This is a genomic window from Streptosporangium sp. NPDC000509 (genome assembly GCF_042898365.1).
Taxonomy (GTDB): Bacteria; Actinomycetota; Actinomycetes; order Streptosporangiales; family Streptosporangiaceae; genus Streptosporangium.
In genome coordinates this window covers 23,659-43,374 of record NZ_JBIAYX010000035.1, presented here as the reverse complement: position 1 = coordinate 43,374, position 19,716 = coordinate 23,659, and the positions used below count along the sequence as shown (strand labels likewise).

Annotated in this window: 21 protein-coding genes and 1 pseudogene; 9 read left to right on the top strand and 13 right to left on the bottom strand. The window is 69.6% G+C overall.

Annotated features, from left to right (window positions below; all coding sequences use genetic code 11):
• Positions 1-479 precede the first annotated feature (479 nt).
• Positions 480-1,187, bottom strand: a complete 708-nt coding sequence (locus ACFY3D_RS38915; RefSeq protein WP_389989487.1) for a restriction endonuclease — start codon at positions 1,185-1,187, stop codon at positions 480-482.
• Between the two features lie 44 nt (positions 1,188-1,231).
• On the bottom strand, positions 1,232-1,393 hold the full coding sequence (locus tag ACFY3D_RS38910) for a hypothetical protein (protein ID WP_389989485.1): 162 nt from the start codon (positions 1,391-1,393) through the stop codon (positions 1,232-1,234).
• A gap of 776 nt (positions 1,394-2,169) precedes the next feature.
• Here ACFY3D_RS38910 and ACFY3D_RS38905 point away from each other — a divergent pair.
• The gene (locus ACFY3D_RS38905; RefSeq protein ID WP_389989483.1) at positions 2,170-2,871 is read left to right on the top strand and encodes a thermonuclease family protein; all 702 of its coding nucleotides are present in this window, start codon (positions 2,170-2,172) and stop codon (positions 2,869-2,871) included.
• Positions 2,872-3,156: 285 nt separating this feature from the next.
• Here the strand turns inward: ACFY3D_RS38905 and ACFY3D_RS38900 are convergent, their stop codons facing one another.
• The 6 genes from ACFY3D_RS38900 to ACFY3D_RS38875 all read right to left on the bottom strand — a co-directional run bounded on the left by ACFY3D_RS38900 (position 3,157) and on the right by ACFY3D_RS38875 (position 7,359).
• Positions 3,157-3,504 (bottom strand): DoxX family protein, encoded by a 348-nt coding sequence (locus tag ACFY3D_RS38900; RefSeq protein ID WP_389989481.1) that lies wholly within the window; start codon positions 3,502-3,504, stop codon positions 3,157-3,159.
• A gap of 96 nt (positions 3,505-3,600) precedes the next feature.
• On the bottom strand, positions 3,601-4,527 hold the full coding sequence (gene sigJ, locus ACFY3D_RS38895) for an RNA polymerase sigma factor SigJ (protein ID WP_389989479.1): 927 nt from the start codon (positions 4,525-4,527) through the stop codon (positions 3,601-3,603).
• A 121-nt stretch (positions 4,528-4,648) separates the two neighbouring features.
• Positions 4,649-5,047, bottom strand: coding sequence for a hypothetical protein (locus ACFY3D_RS38890; RefSeq protein ID WP_389989477.1), 399 nt, complete (start codon positions 5,045-5,047; stop codon positions 4,649-4,651).
• Entirely contained in the window at positions 5,044-5,787 is a 744-nt protein-coding gene (locus ACFY3D_RS38885) for an SDR family oxidoreductase (RefSeq protein WP_389989475.1), read from the bottom strand. Before ACFY3D_RS38885 ends, ACFY3D_RS38890 begins: the two co-directional genes overlap by 4 nt.
• A gap of 100 nt (positions 5,788-5,887) precedes the next feature.
• Positions 5,888-6,109, bottom strand: coding sequence for a hypothetical protein (locus tag ACFY3D_RS38880; RefSeq protein ID WP_389989473.1), 222 nt, complete (start codon positions 6,107-6,109; stop codon positions 5,888-5,890).
• 287 nt (positions 6,110-6,396) lie between these two features.
• On the bottom strand, positions 6,397-7,359 hold the full coding sequence (locus ACFY3D_RS38875; protein WP_389989471.1) for an NAD(P)-dependent alcohol dehydrogenase: 963 nt from the start codon (positions 7,357-7,359) through the stop codon (positions 6,397-6,399).
• A 102-nt stretch (positions 7,360-7,461) separates the two neighbouring features.
• Between ACFY3D_RS38875 and ACFY3D_RS38870 the strand changes: the two genes are divergently transcribed.
• Positions 7,462-8,139 (top strand): TetR/AcrR family transcriptional regulator, encoded by a 678-nt coding sequence (locus ACFY3D_RS38870; RefSeq protein ID WP_389989469.1) that lies wholly within the window; start codon positions 7,462-7,464, stop codon positions 8,137-8,139.
• Positions 8,140-8,244: 105 nt separating this feature from the next.
• On the opposite strand, the gene ACFY3D_RS38865 is transcribed toward ACFY3D_RS38870, so the two are convergent.
• From ACFY3D_RS38865 to ACFY3D_RS38855, 3 genes are all read right to left on the bottom strand, one after another.
• Positions 8,245-9,237: a MerR family transcriptional regulator gene (locus tag ACFY3D_RS38865; protein WP_389989468.1), complete on the bottom strand. Its 993-nt coding sequence runs from the start codon at positions 9,235-9,237 to the stop codon at positions 8,245-8,247.
• A gap of 212 nt (positions 9,238-9,449) precedes the next feature.
• On the bottom strand, positions 9,450-9,767 hold the full coding sequence (locus ACFY3D_RS38860; RefSeq protein WP_389989466.1) for a hypothetical protein: 318 nt from the start codon (positions 9,765-9,767) through the stop codon (positions 9,450-9,452).
• A gap of 289 nt (positions 9,768-10,056) precedes the next feature.
• The gene (locus ACFY3D_RS38855; protein ID WP_389989464.1) at positions 10,057-11,994 is read right to left on the bottom strand and encodes a BTAD domain-containing putative transcriptional regulator; all 1,938 of its coding nucleotides are present in this window, start codon (positions 11,992-11,994) and stop codon (positions 10,057-10,059) included.
• A 112-nt stretch (positions 11,995-12,106) separates the two neighbouring features.
• Here ACFY3D_RS38855 and ACFY3D_RS38850 point away from each other — a divergent pair.
• Positions 12,107-12,984 (top strand): annotated as a pseudogene (locus tag ACFY3D_RS38850) (alpha/beta fold hydrolase).
• Positions 12,985-13,140: 156 nt separating this feature from the next.
• Here ACFY3D_RS38850 and ACFY3D_RS38845 read toward each other — a convergent pair.
• Entirely contained in the window at positions 13,141-13,962 is an 822-nt protein-coding gene (locus ACFY3D_RS38845) for an SDR family NAD(P)-dependent oxidoreductase (RefSeq protein WP_389989462.1), read from the bottom strand.
• An 85-nt stretch (positions 13,963-14,047) separates the two neighbouring features.
• Here ACFY3D_RS38845 and ACFY3D_RS38840 point away from each other — a divergent pair, with 85 nt between their 5' ends.
• On the top strand, positions 14,048-14,473 hold the full coding sequence (locus tag ACFY3D_RS38840) for a MarR family winged helix-turn-helix transcriptional regulator (RefSeq protein ID WP_389989460.1): 426 nt from the start codon (positions 14,048-14,050) through the stop codon (positions 14,471-14,473).
• Between the two features lie 32 nt (positions 14,474-14,505).
• Positions 14,506-15,741, top strand: a complete 1,236-nt coding sequence (locus ACFY3D_RS38835; RefSeq protein WP_389989458.1) for an epoxide hydrolase family protein — start codon at positions 14,506-14,508, stop codon at positions 15,739-15,741.
• Between the two features lie 83 nt (positions 15,742-15,824).
• Here ACFY3D_RS38835 and ACFY3D_RS38830 read toward each other — a convergent pair whose 3' ends face one another.
• A complete protein-coding gene (locus tag ACFY3D_RS38830; protein WP_389989456.1) occupies positions 15,825-16,448 on the bottom strand; it encodes a helix-turn-helix domain-containing protein in 624 nt (207 codons plus the stop codon).
• Positions 16,449-16,558: 110 nt separating this feature from the next.
• Between ACFY3D_RS38830 and ACFY3D_RS38825 the strand changes: the two genes are divergently transcribed.
• The 4 genes from ACFY3D_RS38825 to ACFY3D_RS38810 all read left to right on the top strand — a co-directional run bounded on the left by ACFY3D_RS38825 (position 16,559) and on the right by ACFY3D_RS38810 (position 19,417).
• Complete coding sequence (locus ACFY3D_RS38825) at positions 16,559-17,398, top strand: SDR family NAD(P)-dependent oxidoreductase (RefSeq protein WP_389989454.1); 840 nt, start codon at positions 16,559-16,561, stop codon at positions 17,396-17,398.
• 90 nt (positions 17,399-17,488) lie between these two features.
• Positions 17,489-18,046, top strand: a complete 558-nt coding sequence (locus ACFY3D_RS38820; RefSeq protein WP_389989452.1) for a hypothetical protein — start codon at positions 17,489-17,491, stop codon at positions 18,044-18,046.
• Between the two features lie 143 nt (positions 18,047-18,189).
• Positions 18,190-18,843 carry a copper resistance protein CopC gene (locus ACFY3D_RS38815; RefSeq protein WP_389989450.1) on the top strand — a complete coding sequence of 218 codons (654 nt, stop codon included), beginning with the start codon at positions 18,190-18,192 and terminating at the stop codon, positions 18,841-18,843.
• 10 nt (positions 18,844-18,853) lie between these two features.
• Positions 18,854-19,417, top strand: coding sequence for an MFS transporter (locus tag ACFY3D_RS38810; protein ID WP_389989448.1), 564 nt, complete (start codon positions 18,854-18,856; stop codon positions 19,415-19,417).
• Positions 19,418-19,716: the final 299 nt, after the last annotated feature.

Genomic DNA, 19,716 nt, shown 5'->3' with positions numbered 1-19,716 from the left:
CAGATCGGAGCAAAGACACTCACTGTCGAGGCCAGGGTTTGATTGAGTCAGACCCCACCAGGAACGCCTGCCCTTCTAGTCTCACTGGGTCTGATAGAGCCCCGGCGCGCTCGGCGATCTTTCATCAGCCGAGCCTGTGTGACCGAACCACGCCGGGATCGCTGGAGGCTTTTGGTGTATCCCGGCACGGCTTATGAAGACCCCGGGGCGGACCGGTGAAGGCGGACCCGCGAAACAGGGTAGGGGCCTCCGAACCGGGACTGGAGCGGGAGAAAGGCGGCGAGCGAAACAGTCGCGATCGCGAACTGCGTCAGAGTCGCCGCCGATCCCCTGCCTTGGTCCTCGCCACGAAATGGTGCCAGATCGGCTAGGGCGAGTGAGGCGATCACTAACGCGGCGTCTGCCCATTCGATCGGCACCGCCTGGCAGGCCTGGGCGGTGGGCGGGGCGGCACCATGCCCGTTCGACGCGCGTTCGTTTCACGGCCGCAGGGGGTCGTGGCGCGAGGTGGGGCGGTGGTGGATGAGCCGGGACGAGGTGTGGCGCAGCCGCCGCCAGCGCCGCAGCGGGGTGGTCAATCTCAGCAGACGTTGCAAGGACGCCTCGCCGCCGGCCCAGCGCTCGAGCTCCTCGCGGCCGAGGAGGTGGATACGGAAGTCGTCGGCTGTCTGGCGGGCGTCGCGGGTGAAGGAGCCGTTGGTGACCACCACGGCGACATCACCGCCGTGCGCGGCGGCGGCCGTGCCGTTGACCTCGTAGATCACCCGGGAGCCGACCTTGGCGGCGGTGGTGGTGTGCTTGCACTGCACGACGATGACGTAGCCGCCGCGCTCGCGGCCGATGACGTCGGCCGCTTTGTCTCCGCGCTGTCCCACGTGCCGGGCCACGATGCCGTCTCGGATCATGAGGTCACGCGTGGCCCGCTCGAAATCGGTGGGATTCATCGCATCCAGTTGCGGCAGCGTCAGTTGCAGATGACGCAGCCGCGCAGAACGCCGCCGGGCGGCAATGGCCTTCCATTGAAGCCAACCGATAATCGCCAGAACGGCACATACTCCTGCGGAAACGCCGATGTACCAGGTGCTGAAAATCGCGTCGACCACGGTGCTGACGATCTGAATCGCGAAAGAGCCGAGGATGAGTGCGATGACAGCGGCGGCGCACCACTCCGTCGGCCCAGCGGGCATTCGCGGTTGTGGAAGGCGCCGCCAAAGCGGTCCGGTACGCCGTTTCACGGCGCCTCGGTCGGGTCGGGCGGCGACTCCTCGCCGGCGTCGGCGACCTGCTCGGGCGCCGGGACCTGCGCCGGGGGTGCGGGCTCTGACACCGAGGACGGCGGCTGGGCCGGGGTGGGCTGCTCGTCGGAGCTCTGGTTCCAAAACCAGGCGAGCACGGCGATAGCGGCCAGCAGAACCCACCCCGACCCCTTCGCGCTTTTCGGTTTCGGTCTGTTAACCCAATGCCCGCGCCGATAATACCTGCCTTGAGGCATGACGACTCCCTGGAAATGTCGGTGGCGTTTTGCCGGATAGCGGCTTACGGGAGATGTAAACACGAGCCACCGACAGATGAGCCCGTATTCGCGGCGTTCAGGAAAGCCTGGAATGGATAAGTGTGTTTCCGTCGGGTGAGTAGATTGTTGCGTTTTCGCCGTAGCGGCGAGGGCTGACTCAGTGCCTCATGCTCCACAGGAACGGCCAGGTGAGCGGGCTCTGGCCGAGGGAGACGGAGGCGATGATCGCCGCAACGTACCGGTCTTCAGGGGCAGCGTGTCCAGGGGACCGCAACCACGTCGGCCACCTCCACTGCCTACCTCTTGCCCTGTACCGCCGCGGGCAGGTCCGAGGGTGCCGGGCCGGTAGACGAGAGCACCTCAGCGCACCGCCCCGCCCATGGGTGGCCCCCCGGACGGGTCGTCGAACAACAGCGCTGTGTCCTCGCAACCGCCCGGCCTGCCCACCTAGAGCACCCCCGTGACCTGCTCGTTCGATGACTTCGATGTGGCCTTGAGGGTGTCCCTCCGGCCGGGCGAGGAAACGGATTAAGGCTTTTCGAGGCGCAGAAACGATCAATATGAAGGATTTTCACATATTCCAGATTGGTCACTATATGCGTCGAATTGAACCCATAAGGTTACGGTCAAGGCCCTGTCTTGCGTGAAGGAGACCTGTGACTCGAGGTATTGGCGCGTCCCTGCTCGCCGTCGTTCTCGCCGCTCCCCTGGCCGTGGCCGCGCCCGCCGAGGCTGCCGCCGTACCGAAGGGTGCGAAGAAAGCGACGGTCGTGAAAATCGTGGACGGTGACACGATCGATGTGCGGTTCACCCGTACCGGCCCCACCGTCCGCGTTCGCCTCTTGCAGGTCGACACCCCTGAGCGTGGCGCGTGCTGGTTCACCGCGGCCACCAAGCGCACCGCTGCCTTGTTGCCCGTCGGTAAGACGACGTACCTGCTCGCCGACAAGGAGCGCAGGGATCGCTACGGCCGGTCGCTGTTTTACGCGTGGACCGCCGGCGGCGTGTTCGTCAACCGCAACCTGGTGCGCTACGGCTACGGCAAGGCCGTGCTGTACAAGCCGAACGACAAGTACATCACCGTGATGCGCGCCGAGCAGACCAAGGCGAAGCGAGAGCGGCTGCGCATCTGGTCAGGCCGGTGCGACACCACCAACGCCCCGGCCCCGAATCCGACCTCGGCGCCTACCTCCGCGCCCACCTCGACGCCGGATCCGCCCTCGGGCGGCAACGATCCTCGCTTCCCCACGTGTGCGGCGGCCAATGCCGCCGGATACGGGCCCTACCGCCGCGGAACCGATCCCGAGTACGCCTGGTATCAAGACCGCGACGGCGACGGCATCGTCTGCGAGCGCTGATCCCGACCCCCTGAGCTCCCGCACGTCGCGCAGCCGCAGGCCGAACTGTCTGCGCAGCTCAGCGAGGCGTGGCGAGTGTGGGCGTCGTCTGTCCAAAGGCGTACTGCGTCGCCGACTGCTGCTGGTCCTGTTCGGTCTGGGCACCAACATGAGCATCAAGCGCGTCGCGGTGACCGGCAAGCAGGGCGGGTCCGAGGCGACGCTGCACCGGGTGCGGCACCTGTTCGTGGTTCGGTCAGCTCGTGGACGACTCCTCGGCGCGAAGCATCCCTCCGCTCGCCGGATTCAGCGGCATGTCAGGTTGACGGCCAGGGCGGCCACCGCCATACAGAAGAAGAGGGCCCAGGGGGCGAAGTGGTGGTCGTTGGCCCGTAGGTGTGCTGCGAATGCTCCGAGGAAGTACAGCACGAGCCCGCTGGCGGCGAGCGTGCCCAGGATCGGTACGGCGATTCCGGCCAGCAGCCCCAGCGCCCCGGCGGCCAGCAGCACCCCCAACAGGCGCATCCAGGACCGGGGAACGCCCAACATGTCCGCCTGGCTCTTGGGGTAGTCATGGCCGATGAGGTTGGCGATGGCTGCCATACCGTAGAGCGCCGCAGCGAGAAGTGTGACCGTGAGATAGACCGCGAACATCAAGATATTCCCTCTTCCATGACGACGATCGGCTGGTTGATCGCCTCACGGACGAGACGGCGGCCCGAGGAGTGACGCGTCGCCGTGTGATCTGCGTTACAACGCGACGCCGGTCAGCTTCTCCGGGTTGCTGACCACGTGGATCACCTCGATTTTCCCCTTCGTCAGGTGGAAGGTGGCCGCCAGCACGGGTGTGCGCCCCGAGTGGATGATGATTCCCGGGCCGTCGTTGACCTGGAAGATCTGCGCCAGCGAGTCGTACGGCCGACGTGCCGACAAGACGACGGCGGCGCGGGCCACACGCTCGCGGCCGTGAATGGCCCTGCGAGGGGCGCCGGTGAATCCGCCACCGTCGCTCACCATGGTCACATCCGGCGCCAATACCTCCATCAGGGCATTCAGGTCGCCGCCAAGGCAGGCCGCCAGAAACCGCTCGGTGGCCTGCCGCCTGGTCGCTTGATCAGTGTCATAGCGTCGGTGCCGCGTCTCCACCGCCTTCCTGGCGCGGAGCGCTATCTGGCGCACTGTCGCGTGTTTGCGCCCGATGAGGTGCGCTATCTCGTGGTGGCCGTACCCGAAGGCCTCGCTGAGCACGAACACCGCGCGTTCCACCGGGGAGAGCATCTCGAGCACCAGCAGCATCGCGGTCGACACCGACTCCTTGAGCAGCACGTTCTGCGCGGCATCCGGATCAGTCAGAAGCGGCTCGGGCAGCCACGATCCCACATAGGACTCCCGCCGCACGCGTGCACTGCGCAGCCGGTCGATCGCCAGCCGGGTGGCCACCCTGACCAGATAGCCTTCGGCGTCCACGACGGTCGCCACATCGACGCGGCTCCAGCGCAACCACGCGTCCTGCACCACATCTTCGGCTTCGGCGACGCTGCCGAGCACTCGGTAGGCCACAGCGTGCAGCAGACCGCGGTGCTCGGCGAATATCTGCTCGATTGCCAGGGGAAACATCTTGGTCCGCTCCGATACGGCTCGCGTGAACCTCGGGTACGCCGTCCGATCGATCGACACCACCTGAACCTTCGAAACCTTTACCAATATCGGCGATCAAGCTCGCTGCCCCGTTTCTGCGGTATTCCGGTGGCGCCCGAGTATCTCGTGAACCCCACCGCCCCATGGAAAGGTGGAGGAATTACTCCTTTTCGAGTCGGCTGGTGAGCGGAAGCAGCACCAGCGGGATCACGACGGCCACCGTGAGTGCGGCCAGCAACGGCACGCGTTCGCCGGGCGTGAGATGGTGCAGCAGCTGGACGTGGATCACTAGGTGCAGCACGGCGAACACCAGGTAGACGGCGAGCGCCGTACGAGCAATGCTCCGCCGTACGATGAAAAAACTCACGCCCAGCACCACCGACGTGGCCAGGCTCATCGCGCCGTAGTCCATCATCAGATGCGCGTTGTACGGCATGCGCATCCCCACCCACGGAATGTCGAAGAACGAGCGGGGCGACGACAGCGCCCAACCCCCTACGACGAACTGCGCCACGGCGAGGAAGGCCAGACCTGCCCGCAGCCAGGTGAGGGCACTCATGCGGCGAGGAACTGCTCGAAGGTGATGCGGCCGTCGGCGTGCTCAGGGGTGAGATGTCCCCCTTCGCGGTAGCCGCGGATACCGACCCCGGGCATCGGCACCGACACCACCGGCCGACGGCTGGGGCGCGAGCGCGTGTAGGCGCGGGCCAGATCGGCGGCGAGGCGCACCTCGGGCCCGCCCATGTCCGGCGACCGGCCGGCCGGTGGCGCGCCGGCCAGCGTGACCAGGCGGGCGGCCACCTCGCCGGCGTCGACGGGCTGGAAGCTGACCCCGCTGGGCATCACGATCATGGGCAGCCAGCGCTGGCTCGTGCACATCCAGACGATGAGCTCGTGGAACTGGGTCGTACGCTGGATCGTCCACGGCAGGGCAGAGCGTTCCACGAGCTGCTCGCAGGCCAGCTTCGCCCGGTAGTAGGCCGTGTCCACCTGGCCGACGCCGACGATGGACACGTACATCAGATGCGGGCGCCCGGCTCGCATCGCCGTCTGGATGAGGTTGCGCGTGCCGGCGATGTCCGCACGGCCGTTACCGGTCGCGCAGTGGACAATCACCCCGACGCCGTCGACCGCCTCCTTCAGGCCCTCACCGGTGAGCAGGTCACCGCGCCACGTCTGCTCATCCGACGGCGCCTTGCGGCTCAGCACGCGGACGGCATGACCGTCCGACAGAATCCGTGGCACGAGTACGCGGCCGAGCCGGCCGGTACCGCCCGTCACCAGGATCAGGTTCGTCACGAGTAGGAATCCTCCGCGGAGAGCGCGATGCCGGTGTTCCGGCCTCGCGCGGCTGTCAGGTCACCGCCTCACACCGGGTCCGGCGTGAGGTGGTCACCTGTTAAGAACCGGACAGGCCTCCGGAATGTGACAACCGCAGCTTGTCGGGGTTGGCGATGATGCGAATCCCGCTGATCCGGCCGTTCGACGTCTCCGGCACCAGCACGCCGACCGGCTTCCCACCGGCCCGGGCCAGCAGCCCCAGTGCGCCGTTCACCTCCGTAGCCGACAGCCGCACCCCCTCACCGGCGGTGCTCAACGACCCCACCAGGTAGCGCGCCACCTTGGAGACACCGCAGGACGATGTCCTCGGCCTCCTCAGCCGAACCCAGCATCCGATAGGCCAACCCGAACAGCTTCGAACGATGCCGCTCGAACTCCTCAACCGCATCAACTGTCACGCGCACCAGACTCTCAGCCCTTTTACGGGCCCGGTCGCCTGGAGGCCACGACGGGTGCCGCTCGCCCTGCCGCAGCGATCGGGGATGCGTGGAGCGAGTCGTGCGGTTCACCGAGCCGGAGGATGAAACCCGTCCCAGAAAGGCTGAGGAGCATCTGCGATCGTGACGATCAGTCGACCCTGACCACGTACTTGCCCCGCACCCCGCCCGCCTCAAGCGCCCGGTGTGCCGCCGCTGTCTCCTCCAGCGGGAAGCACCTGTCCACCGCGGGGCGCAGTCCCCCCTCCGCCGCCTGGCGGGCGAGGTCGTCGAAGAGCGCCCGTGTGGGGTTGCCGCTGAAGAAGCGCACCCGGCCGCGTCCGTGTACGGCGCTGGCGGCGATGTAGCCGATTGAGGCGGCGAGCCGTGTCAGGTCGAAGGAGATGGTGACCATGCGTCCGCCGGGCTTCAGCAGGCGCCGGAAGGACCGCAGGTCGGTGCCCGCGGTGTCGAGGACCACGTCGAACAGGCCCAGTTCCCCCGGCGAGACGGTCCGGTGATCGATGGCGTGGTGGGCGCCGAGCGTGCGGACGAAGTCGAGGTTGGCGGCACGTGCCAGGGCCGTGACTTCGGCACCGTATGCCCGTCCGAGCTGGACGGCGGCGTTGCCGACACCGCCTGCTGCGCCCCGTACGAGCAGTCGTTCGCCGGGGCGCAGCCTGGTCTTGTCGCGCAGCGCCGTGATGGCCGTGGTCGCGACCGGCAGCGCGGCGGCTGCCACCAGATCCAGTCCGTCCGGGACCGGGCCGAGCCGCTCGGCCCGGACCGCCACGTACTCGGCGGCGCTGCCGAATCCGGTACGGCCCACGATGCCCCACACCCGGTCACCGACCGCGACGCCCGTCACGCCCGCGCCGAGCGCGGCAACCTCGCCGGTGAAGTCCAGCCCGACGCGTTGCGGGAACTTCTGTCCGGTGAAGAGACGGAGGCGGCCGGAACGGGCCGCCAGTTCGCCGCCGTTGACGCTGAACGCGCGCACCCGCACGAGTACCTCGCCGGGTGCCGGTTCGGGACGTGGCACCCGGCCCACGTACAGCACCTCGGGGCCGCCGAAGCGGTCGAAAAGCACTGCTCTCATCGTGCGGTCGTTCATCGTTCTCACCTTCGTCACCATCGGCCGTGCGGGGGGCTGGCCCTGAGCGTAGGCTCTTAACCGGACGACACCGTCCGTTTAGGCCGGAGGTGAGAGACAGTGGTGGAGGAATCCTCTCGGATCGCGGGCCCGGGACTGCGGGCCGACGCCCGGCGCAACCGGGAGCGCATCCTCGTCGCCGCCCGTGCGGTCTTCGCCGAGCACGGGATCGACGCACCCATGGCGGCCGTGGCCCGACGGGCCGGGGTCGGCGTCGCGACGCTGTACCGGCGTTTTCCGACCCGGGACGACCTGGTGCGGGCCGCGTTCGCGCAGCAGATGGAGACCTGCGCCCGAGCGCTCACCGAGGCGCTGGCCGACCCCGACCCCTGGCGGGGCTTCCAGCGGTTGGTCGAGACGGCCTGCGAGCTTCAGCGGGAGGAACAGGGGTTCTCGGCCGCGTTCGTCGCGGCCTTCCCGGACAGCACGGTGGAACACGCGCAGGCCCGGGAACGGGCCGAGCGGGACCTGATGACCCTGGTCCGCAGAGCCCAGGCAGCGGGCGCGCTGCGGGCCGACTTCCACCCTTCCGACCTCGCCGTGGCCCTGTTGTCCCATTGCGGGCTGGTCACCGCGCTGCCGCGTGACAGTGCCGCGTCTCGGCGCCTGGTGGCGTACCTGCTCCAGTCGTTCCGCGCCGAGGCGGCTCACGGGGCCCTGCCTCCGCCGAGCGCTCTGTCGCTGCGCGGTCTCCCGCTCACGGCCGACGGCTCCCGGAGACAGCGGCCCTCCAGGGCCTGACGCGAGGGCGAGGCGCCTGCCGCGTGGCACGTCTGCTGCGAGACCGGCTCCCTACGCCGGGCCGCCGGGGATCCCAGCCGAGCCCACTTCTTCGGGTCGAAGTAATCAGCGAGCCGGTGGGGCGGACGCGCGCAGTGCCGCGGCGAGCCATTCGTACGGGAACCGCTCCGGTGGTGCGTTGTTCACGGCGGTGACCAGCGCCATGTACCGGTCGAGCGGTCCCTCCGGCTCCGGCGGCGTGCGGTCCCACTCCGCGGCCACCAGCATGTGGTCGGCCGTCTGGATCCGGAACTCGGGCGTGTCCGGCATCCCGGGGCTGTCCGGTGTCGCGAAAATGCCGGTCAGCCACCCGATCCATCGATCGGCGATCTCCCGCCCTGGCGGCGAGTCCGGCGGTACCCGCTCCCGCGCCGCGTCCATCGCCGCCTGGCCGATCGGCATGGCCGCCTCCAGGCTGTCCAGCATCGGCGACGAGGTCATCAGCGGTCCGGCCCCGGTGGTGCACACCTCGTGCAGCTCACGGCGCACGGCCTGCCGTGCCTCGGCGTCCCGGACCATCTCGGCCAGCTCGATCCACGCCTCCAGCTGGGCCGCGCTGGGATGTTCGGGCAGCTCAGGCCGGACCGCCCGCCACCACTCGAGCATCCGCTCCGGCGGCTCCCAGCCGGTGGAGACCTCCGTCCAGAACTCGTCGATCAGCCGGTCGCGCTCCTCGTCCGGCATGCCGACGAGCTTGTGCATCAGCGTGACCTGCTCGGCCGTGGAGTCCTGTCGCAGGATGGTCGACAACACCGCGCGACGGCTGCGCAGCCGTGCCTCCTGCCGTGCCAGCAGGGCCAGGTGGGTGGCGGCCAGCTCGCGCAGCGTCGCCTCGCCGGCCAGCACCCGCCGGATCTCGTCCAGGCCGGCGTCGAGTTCCCGTAGCGTCCGGACCAGTTCCAGCCGGGCGATGGCCGACACGTCGTACAGGCGGTGGCCGGCCGACGTGCTGGCGGCCGGCGTGACGACACCGGCGTCCGCGTAGTACCGGACGGCGCTGACGCTCAGGCCGGTCCGCCGGGCGACATCCCCAATGGCATACAGCTCGTTCGTGTCCACGACGCCCACTATGCGACCTCAAGCGGCTTGAGATGCAAGCTCCTGAGAAGACTTCGACGTGGAGCCTGGACACCTCCACCACATCGGAGGTCTTCGCTATTGATCAAGCTCAACTGTCAACTACGTTCGTGGTCAATACAAATGTCGCCAAGCACCCGGGCCGCCCGAGGAAGGCCGCGATGACGGCTGACCGTCCAGCGGTCGCGGCCCGCTCAGCGTGGGCGGCTGAGGGCGGCCTCGGCCAGATCCGTCCATCTCTCGGCCAAGGATTGAGGCACGACCACCCAGTCCTTCATCACCCTGCCCCGTCCCGAGGGGTCGAACAGGGACGTCCCGGCCAGCTGAAGCGCGGCCGTGTGTTCAACGGTGTCCCTGACCAGCCGGAACACCATGGAACCGTCGCGCTGCAGGCTCGCGAACACCTTCCCCGCCTGATCTTTCAGCGCGGGATTCCCCATCATTGTGGAGATCCATACGCCCAGGTCGGCCAGCTCGGCGCCGACCTGCTTGAAATTCTCTTCCGCGCTCATCGTCAGTCGGTCCCAAACTCCATGGCGTCATGGTCGAACAGCTCGTTCGGGTGGAGGGCTCTTCCCGCGTGACGCGATCACCCCGGCCCCGCCTCCCGGCAGCTCGGCGATCACGTTAGCCGTCCCGATGACACCGATCAAGGCCGGGTGGCCGACAGGCCGGCCGGGCATCGGGAAGTGGGTTTTTCGGCTAAGACCGGACCGTTCGCCGGACGTTCGGCGCCCAAGCGCACGGGTCGCGGGAGTGGGGCGAGCGCGGACGGGATCGGGGGTCGCGGATCGTCTTCGCCTACCTCGCTTCGGCGCATGCCTTCGCCTCGGCCAGATACCGTGCCACCGGGCCCAGGGTCAGCATTCCGCTGGCGGCGCCGGCTTGTTCCGCCCAGGCATCGCTCAGGGCCGCCGCGGCGCGCGCGGCGATTTCGCGCTCGCCGAGGTGTACGGCGGCGCGGGCGGTCAGGCACCACATGGCCTCCTGCATGTGGTCACGCGGTGGTTCGGGCACCGCGGCGAGGGCGGTACGGGCCTGCTCGCCCCGGTCCTGGGCGAGCAGCACGAGGGGGCGTGCCCAGGGCCGGTACGGACCCCAGTCGAGGTGCGGGTCAACGGGCGCGGGCCGGTCGTGCAGCAGGCGCAGCCCCAGTAGCGCGAGCGGGAACAGGCCGCGGTGCAGCCCCGGCATTCCGGCCGCAAGGAGGGTGTCCTCGCAGGCGCGGTAGTGCGCTGCGGCCGTGGCGGCGCTCGGCCCACCGGGTTCGGTGCTGCGGGCGGCCGTGGCCCGGGCCCTGAACCACCGGGTGAGGACGGCGACGAGGGGCGCCTCCGTGGTGGCGGCGAGCTGTTCGGCGGCCTCGGCGTGCGCGGTCGCGGCGTCGAGATCACCGAGGGCCGAGGCGGATTGCAGGCGGATGAGCCGGCCGAGTACGGCGAAGTTCGGCAGCTCGTGCCGGGTGGCCAGGTCGAGGATCTCGGCGCCGAGCCCGTCTCGTACCGTCGCGAGCCCGGGGCGGGTGAAGGACTGCAGGAAGACCCCGTTGAGCGCGAAGGCCAGCAGGGCCGGATCGGCCAGGTCCCGTGCCAGCGCCTCGGCCCGCAGCGCCGCCTGGTGCGCGCGTCTCAGCTCGGCCCCGGACAGATCGGCGCTGCGGCTCTCGACGGCGATCGTGGCCAGCAGGCGGCCCGACAGGTCGGGGGGACCGTCGGGGCCGAGTGCGGTGAGGGTGCGCTCGGCGGCCGCGACGACGGCGCGGGACTGTTCGGGGTCGTCGGCCCGGCTCCAGATGGCGGGCACGTCGTAGGCGCCGATGATCCGGGCGGTCAGAAAGAGGTCTCCCGTGCGTTCCGCCGCCTGGATGGCGGCGAGGCGGTCGCGCCGCGAGTGGATGAGGGCGTCGCCGCCCGCCAGTGCGAGGGTGCGGGCCAGATTCACGGTGGTGCGCGGGCCGAGCCGGGCACCGGGACCGGTCCACGCGGTGCGCGCGCCTTCGAGGAGCACGGATCCGCGGAGGATGTCCGTCTCCAGGCGCTGAAGATCGGCACCGGGGTCCAGTCCGAGTTGGTCGACGAGCATCGCGCGGGCGCGGCGGAGTGCGGCCAGTGCGTCGGCCTGGCGGCCCGCGCGGTACAGCGCGCGGGCAAGAAGCCCCCAGGCCGGCTCGCGCCACGGATGTTCGGCGACGTGAGCACCCAGTTCGGCGACGAGATCGGCCCCCTCCCCGGAGTCGAGGAGGATACGGGCGCGCAGTTCCACCCCCTCCAACCTCAGTTCCTCCAGCCGGGTCCGCTCGCGCCGCACCCATGGGGAGCCGGGCACATCGGCGTAGGCGGGTCCGCGCCAGGCCGTGAGTGCCACGTCGAGGTCGGCCACCGCGTCGGGGGTGCGGCGGGCGCGGGCCAGGGCGTCTTGGAACCGGTGGACGTCCACCTCCTCGCGTGACAGGCGCAGCGCGTAGCCGGGACCTTCGGTGACGATCACGCGCGGCGGGCTGCGCGGCGGCCGGTCGGGTTCGAGGGCGCGGCGCAACGCGGCGACGAACGTCCGCAAAGCGCCCACGGCGCGGGCCGGTGGATCGGTCCACAGGTCGTCGACGAGGGTGTCGGTGGTCACCATCCGCCCCTCGGCGGCGACGAGCCTGGCGAGTACCTCACGATGGCGAGGCCCGCCCAGGTCGGCCGGGCTGCCGTCGTCGCGGAGCGCCCGCACGGCGCCGAGCACGTCGATTCGCATACTCCCATCCTCCCTGCCTGGGGTCGGCCGAGCCCAACCGCACTGATCGGCTGCTGATCGCCGTCGCCCAGGCTGATCGGGTCAGTCCCCCAATCGAAAAGGACGGCCCTTCATGACGCTCACCATTCCCGGCTTCGATCACATTCGCCTGCCCGGTACGGGCGGTGTTGAGCTGGCCACCGCTGTCGGCGGCAGTGGCAGCCCGGTCGTGCTGTTGCACGGTTTTCCGCAGACCCACCTGATGTGGCGACACGTCGCCGAGCGGCTCGCCGACGAGCACACGGTGATCTGTCCTGACCTTCGAGGCTACGGCGCCAGCGACAAGCCGGCGGCCACCGACCCCGACGTGTACGCCAAGCGCGCCATGGCCGCCGACGTCGTGACCCTGGCGGCGGCGCTCGGGCACGAGCGTTTCGCCCTCGTCGGCCACGACCGGGGCGCCCTGGTCGCCTTCCGGGCGGGGTTGGACCATCCTGAGACCATCACGCACCTGGGCATCCTCGACATCGTGCCGACGCTCGACATGTGGAACGTCCTGCACGGCGTCTCGGCGGCGGTCGGCTACCACCTTTTCCTGATGGCGCAGCCGCCGGGCCTGCCGGAGACGATGATCGCAGGCAGCGCGGACGCGTTCTTCGGTTCCTTCCTCGACGCCTGGGCCAACGACCCGGCCGCCATGCCGGAGGATGTGCGTGCCGAATACCTGCGGGCGAGCGCCGCGGCGGTGCCGTCGATCGTCGCGGACTACCGGGCCTCGGCGGGCATCGACGTCCTGCACGACCAGGCGGACCTGGACGCCGGGTCGCAGCTGGCCATGCCCGTGACGGTCGTCCAGCAGGACTGGGGTGCGCGGCTGGGCTACGACGCCGCCGGGTGTGGAAGGCGTGGGCGCCGGACCTGGACCACCGGCTGACCCGGGCGGGGCACTTCATGGCGGAGGAGGCACCCGACGAGATCGCGGCGGCGATCCAGGGCCTGCTGACCCGCTGAGCCTCCCGTCGGCTGGGATGTGGGGGCCGGCATGACACTCACCGGTGCCGAACCGCGAAGATCCCGTGAGAAATCCTCCGGCATGGTGTCGAATCCGGGGCGAGCCGTTCGTAGAACAGGTGGGTGGCGGCCGGCGGCGATTGCCCTGTTACCGATTCAATGCCCTGAATGGTCGATGTCGTGGGCACGATGCAGGCCCAGTTTACGGTTCAGGCGCCCGGTCAACCGGGTGACCGTGGTGCGGGGTAGCGCGCGAGGGACCCACGTCGCCACCCTGTTGATCGTGCGCCCCGGGTAGGAGTTGACGGTGCCCTTGGCGAAGGCGTCGAGGGTCTTGACCGCGACGCCTTCCGGCGCATCGGTGAAAGCCGGATTCATGGTGACGGAGGTGCCGTCGAAGAACCCCGTGTCGGTGGCTCCGGGGTGGGCTGCCATGACACGGACTCCTGTGCCGCGGAGCTCCTCGGCGAGTGACTCGGTGAACGACAGCACGAACGCCTTCGTCGCCGCGTAGCCGGCCTGGTACGGCATCGGCTGGAAAGCGGCCGTGGAGGCCACGTTGATGATCCCGCCGTGTCCCCTCTCGGCCATGCGGCCGCCGAGGACGTGGGTCAGGCTCATCAGGGCGGTGATGTTCAGTTCGACCGAACCGACGTTCCGCCGGAGCGGGGTGCTCAGAAACGGACCGACCGCGCCCGCGCCCGCGTTGTTGACCAGCAGATCGACGGTACGATCCTGCCGGTCCAGTTCCGCGATCAGCCCTCTCACTCCGTCGGGCTCGGCGAGATCGGCCGTCACGGAGTTCACGTCGACCCGGTGCGCCTCACGGATCTCATCGGCGACCCGGCGCAATGCGTCGCCGGAGCGGGCCACGAGCACGACATGAGCCCCTCGCCGTGCGAGTTCGTGCGCGTAGGCCACGCCGAGCCCTTTCGACGCGCCGGTGACGAGTGCGGTGACGCCTTGGTATCTGTACATGATCGTCCAATCCATTTGCTTCGAGACTCAAAGCAAAAGCAGGCTAACAGCTTCGAGCCTCGAAACAAACTGCTATCCTCGAAGCATGACGAACCAGGCGCTGGAGCAGGTGGTGCGGGCCAGTCACGAGGTCTTCATGCTGACCGGTGACCGCATCGCCAAGGCGCTCGAGGAGCTCCGGCTCACGCACGCGACCGCGCAGGCCCTGTGGGCGATCGACCCCGAGCAGCCCGCCCCGTCGATGACGGTGCTGGCGGGCCGGCTGTTCTGCAACGCGCCCAACCTCAGTTTCCTCGTCAACCAGCTGGCCGATCGCGGGTACGTCGAGCGTGCCGTGGACCCCGGCGACCGGCGTTCTCGGATCGTCGTGCTGACCGAGCAGGGCCGGCGGGCCCGCGAGCGCGTCATCGACGTGACGCTTGCCGAGACCCCGTTCGCCGGCTGCGAACCGGAAGATCTGCGCCGCCTCGCCGAGATCTTCCAGCGGATCCTGAGCCGCACCGATCGGTAAGACCGGAGACATCCTGAGTAAGGAACCACGCGATGAGCACCCCGCACGTCTTCCCCCTGAACCCCGTTCCGATCCACGTGTCCGACGAGACTCTCGATGACCTGCGCGCCCGTCTCGCATCGACCCGTCCGCCGCTGGACGAGGGAAATGAGGACTGGTCCTACGGCGTCCCCGACGGCTATCTCCGCGAGTTGGTCACCTACTGGCGGGACGGCTACGACTGGCGCAAGGCCGAGGCCGCCATCAACGTCTACGAGCACTACCAGGTGAGCGTCGACGGTGTCCCGGTGCACTTCATGCGCAAGGCCGGCCGCGGCCCCCGTCCGATCCCGCTGATCCTCACCCACGGCTGGCCGTGGACGTTCTGGCACTGGTCGAAGGTGATCGACCCGCTCGCCGACCCGGCCGCGTTCGGCGGTGACCCCGCCGACGCCTTCGAAGTCATCGTGCCGTCTCTGCCGGGCTTCGGTTTCCCCGGCCCGCTCACCGGCTTTCCCGACGTCAACTTCTGGAAGGTCTCCGACCTCTGGCACACGCTGATGACCGAGACGCTGGGGTATGAGAAGTACGCCGCCGGGGGCTGCGACATCGGCGGGATCGTCACCAGCCAGCTCGGCCACAAGTACGCCGACGAGCTGTACGGCATCCACATCGGCTCCGGGTTGCCGCTCAACTTCTTCACCGGCCCCCGGGCCTGGAACTTCGCCCGGAACCAGCCTCTCACCGACGACCAGCCCGCGGACATCCGCGCCCGGATCATCGAGCTGGACCACCGCTGGGCGTCCCACCTCGCCGTGCACATGCTCGACGGCGCCACCCTGGCCCACGGGCTGAGCGACTCACCCGCCGGACTGCTCGCCTGGCTGCTGGAGCGCTGGAACGCCTGGAGCGACAACGGCGGCGACGTCGAAACCGTCTTCACCAAGGACGACCTGCTCACCCACGCCACGATCTACTGGGTGAACAACTCCATCGCCACGTCGATGCGCTACTACGCCAACGCCAACCGCTACCCCTGGGCCCCCGCCCACGACCGCACCCCGGTCGTGCAGGCCCCGGTCGGCCTCACCTTCGTCACGTACGAGAACCCGCCCGGCATCCACACCGCCACCGAGCGCGTCCAGACGTTCAAGACCGGCCCGCAGGGCGACTGGTTCGACCACGTCAACGTCAACGCCCACGACCACGGCGGCCACTTCATCCCCTGGGAGAACCCCGACGCCTGGGTGGACGACCTGCGCCGCACCTTCCACGGCCGCAGACCCTGAACGACCTTCGCGGGCTCCTGTGGCGAAGGTCGGCCAGTGGGGCCGTGTACGTCGCCTGACCGGTCGCTATGGAACATAGATGCTTATCGGCCGACGCCCCCGTCCACTCCCGTCGCCGCGACGCTGGAGCGGTGTGGATGGGCGCGCAGGTGAGCGCGCTCACCTTGATGGCCGAAGAGGGTCAGAACTTCAACGGAGTGTTCGTCGGCGTTGCCGAACCAGTGCGGTGTGCGGGTGTCGAATTCGGCGGCCTCGCCCGGTCCCATGATCAGGTCGTTGTCGCCCAGGAGCAGACGCAGACGCCCGTCGAGGACGTAGAGCCATTCGTAGCCCTCGTGACTGGATGGTTCGGGCCGGGGCGACCGTGTCCGAGAAGAGATGATCAATTTGTAGGCTTGCAGGTTCCCGGCGCGCCTGGTCAGCGGCAGGAGCGTCATGCCGTTGCGAGTGACCGCCCTGAGGTGCAGCCGAGGGTCTCCCGTGTGGGGTGCGCCGATCAGCTCATCTATGGCCACACGCAGATCCCGTGCGAGTGGCAGCAGCAGCTCGAGGGTGGGGCGACGCTGTCCTGATTCCAGACGCGAGAGCGTGCTGATAGAGATGCCGGTCGTCTCGGAGAGCTGGGTCAGCGTGATGTTGCGGTGGGTGCGCAGAGCCCTCAACCGGGGACCGACGGCCGCCATTGTCGCCGCTATGCTCTCATCCATATCTCCAGTTTGCCACTGCAGCAAGGATGTTTGCTGTATTGCCGCGCTGCCCTCAGTTTGGTCGCGGGCACCCTGTCGGGGCCCTTTCCCGCAGGACAGGAGAGCGATCAATGATCAAAGACAGCACGCCCACCGCGCCCGGCAGGCAGGTGGCAGGGCAGGCGGCCCGCCCGACGGTGGCCGTGCCGCACACCTCGGTGAGGGGAGCGACCATGATCGAGGACCTCGCCGACCAGACGGCACTGGTCACCGGGGCCACCGCCGGAATCGGCCGCGCCAGCGCCCTGCTCCTGGCCGAACGCGGCGCCCACGTCATCGTCCACGGCCGTGACCGCCACCGGGCCGCCGACACCCTCCGGCGCATCGAAACACTGGGCGGCCACGCCCGCTTCGAACCCGCCGACCTGTCCCATCCCGCCGAGGTGACGGCCCTGGCCGAACGCGCCGGAGACATCGACATCCTCGTCAACAACGCGGGCGTCTTCCATTTCGCCAGAACCGCCGACACCGACCAGGCGACCTTCGAGGCGCACATCAACATCAACCTGCGCGCGCCCTACCTTCTCGTCCAAGCCCTGGCACCCGCGATGGTCCGGCGCGGGCACGGCGTGATCATCAACATCAGCAGCGGCGCCGCCACCACACCGGGCCTGGGCACCGGCGTCTACGGCGCCAGCAAGGCCGCCCTGGAGTCCCTCACCCGCGCCTGGGCCGCGGAATTCGGCCCGGCAGGTGTTCGCGTCAACGCCGTCGCGGCCGGCCCTACCCGTACCGAAGGTACCGCCGCCTTTGGCGACGCCTTCGAGGCCGTCGGAAAAGCCGTCGCACTGCAACGTGTCGCGGACGCCGAGGAAATCGCCGGAGCCGTCGCCTTCCTCGCCTCCGGGGCCGCCAGCTATGTCAACGGCACCACCCTCAGCGCCATGGGCGGAATGCCAGCCCTCGGCTGATGACGGCGCCCCTCCCCACAGCGACGGCCGATGACATGATCCACGGTCCCGGTCTTCTCGGCGGGCTACCTGCCTGACAAGATGTCGTTCGTGACCCCTCCGGCGTCGGCGCTGCGCGTGCCGCGAGCCGTCGTCTTCGCGACGATGTGCCTCGTGGTCTCCGCGGGCGGCCACGTCCTGGCCGGGGGTGGCCTGATCCCCCCGCACCTGGCCGTTCTCGGCGCGTTGATCGCTTTTTGCGTGGCGTACGCGCTGAACGGGCGCGAACGCGGGGTGGAGGTCGTGCTCGGCGCGACCGTCGGCGCGCAGATCCTGCTGCACGAGCTGTTCGGCCGTGCCGCGCCCGCCTCGCACGCGATGCCGCCCGCCGAGCACGGCCATTCCGGGCTGGGCATGACGGTGGTCCATCTGGTGGTGGCACTGGGCACCGGCTGGTGGCTGCACCGGGGTGAGAGCGCCCTGTGGCTGATGATCCGCCTGTACGGCGGGCCCAGGCCGCTGATCCGGCTGCTGTTCGCCGTCCCCGTCGAGGTGGCGGCACCGGTGTGGCGGGCCGTCCCGGCCGCGGAGGTTCGGCCCTACGGCGGCTGGGAGATCTCACCGGTGCTGCGGCGGCGCGGCCCGCCCGTGCCGCGACACGCCGGCTGAGGGACCTCGGAAGAAAGGGTCCGGCGGGCGGCGTGCCCCCGTGACCATGATGTCCTCCTCTCTTGTGTTTCGCCGGAGGCGTCTCTTCCGTTCTCGTCGGCCCGTACCGAGGCACGGCGAAAAGGTCCCTTCTGGAGCCCACGATGGCGTCCCTGCCACGATCCGTCCGCACGACCGTTGTCACCACACTGTGCTGCGCCCTGTTCGTCCTGCTCAGCACCCCCTTCGCCCCCGCCGCACTCGCCCACGACCGCCTCAAGAGCAGCTCCCCGGCCAAGGGCGCCAAGGTCTCGGCGGTCGAGCGGATCAAGTTGGAGTTCAGCTCCCGGATGCGCTTCCCTACGGTCGCGTTGCGTACGGCGGGCGATGTGGTCATCGACATCGGCAAGGCGAAAGGCGCGGGCGACACGGTCACCTCCGACGTTCCCGAGCCACTGCCCGCAGGCAAATATGTGATCGCCTGGCGGGTGGTCTCCTCCGACGGTCACCCGATCGAAGGGGAGATCCCCTTCACCGTGACCGCCCCGGCAACCCCGTCTGCCATCCCCTCCCGCACACCGACATCGGAGTCGGACACCTCCGCCGTTCCTTCGGCGGACGCGCAGCCCTCCTCGCCCGCCCCGACATCTCCTACCTCCGCCGTGGCCGACGCCCCCGTTTCCGCGACCGACGACCGGCAGGCTTCCGAGGGACTGCCGGGCTGGACCTGGATCGCGCTGGTCGCGCTCGCGCTGATCGGCGCGGGCACCTGGTCGCTGACCTCGCGCCGGGGCCGTCCCGGCGGCGGCGCGGAGTGATCCGCTGAGCATGCCCGCGCACCCGACGCTCCGCCTGGCCCGCGCCGCGGTCTTCGCCGTGGTGTGCATGGGGCTGGGCGCGCTCGCCCATATCGTGGGCGGCGGCGTCGTCTCCGCGCCGGCAGCGGCGGGAGCTCTGGCGCTGGCGTTCCTGACAGCGCTGCCCGCGACCGGCACCGAGCGCGGCCTGGCGGTGATCTGGCCGCTGCTGGCGGCCACGCAGGTGGCGCTGCACCTGCTTTTTTCCACCGTTCACCTCATCGCGCCACTGGCCGAGACCGGCGGGCACACACATCCGGGGTCCGGGCTGGTGCCCGGCCTGGGCATGGTGGTGGCGCACGCCTGGGCCGGGGCGCTGGCCGCTTGGTGGCTGGCGCGCGGCGAGGCCGTGCTCTGGGCGGTGCTGCGCCGCCTCGCCGTCCGGGTTTTACGGTTGCTGACAGTCCGGTGCGACCGGACGGCCAAACCCGCCCGCCCCTGGCTCACCGCCTCCCCCGCACCGCCGCTGCCGCGCTCGGCGCTGTTGCGGTACGCGCTCAGCGGACGCGCCCCGCCGCTGTCGATCCGTAGCTGAACCGCTCCCCCATCACGGACCGACCTTCGTTCGAAGGCGGTTCCGTCTCCTCACGATGCCCTCCCGGGCGGACCTGTGTCCGTTCGGCCGCCGTCGTGCCCGAATTCACAGGCCGTACCCCTCACCGCAGGCCGGAGCAGGCCCATGCCCATCCCCCTTCTCGCCGCGAACACGAAACCCGATCGGTCCGGCCACGCGCCCCGATCCCGCTTCCGCGTTCCGCCTCGGCATTCGCGCTGTCCGGCCGCCCTCTTCCCGATCCCTGTCGTGGCCGGCCCCTCCGGGGCCGCGCCTTCGAC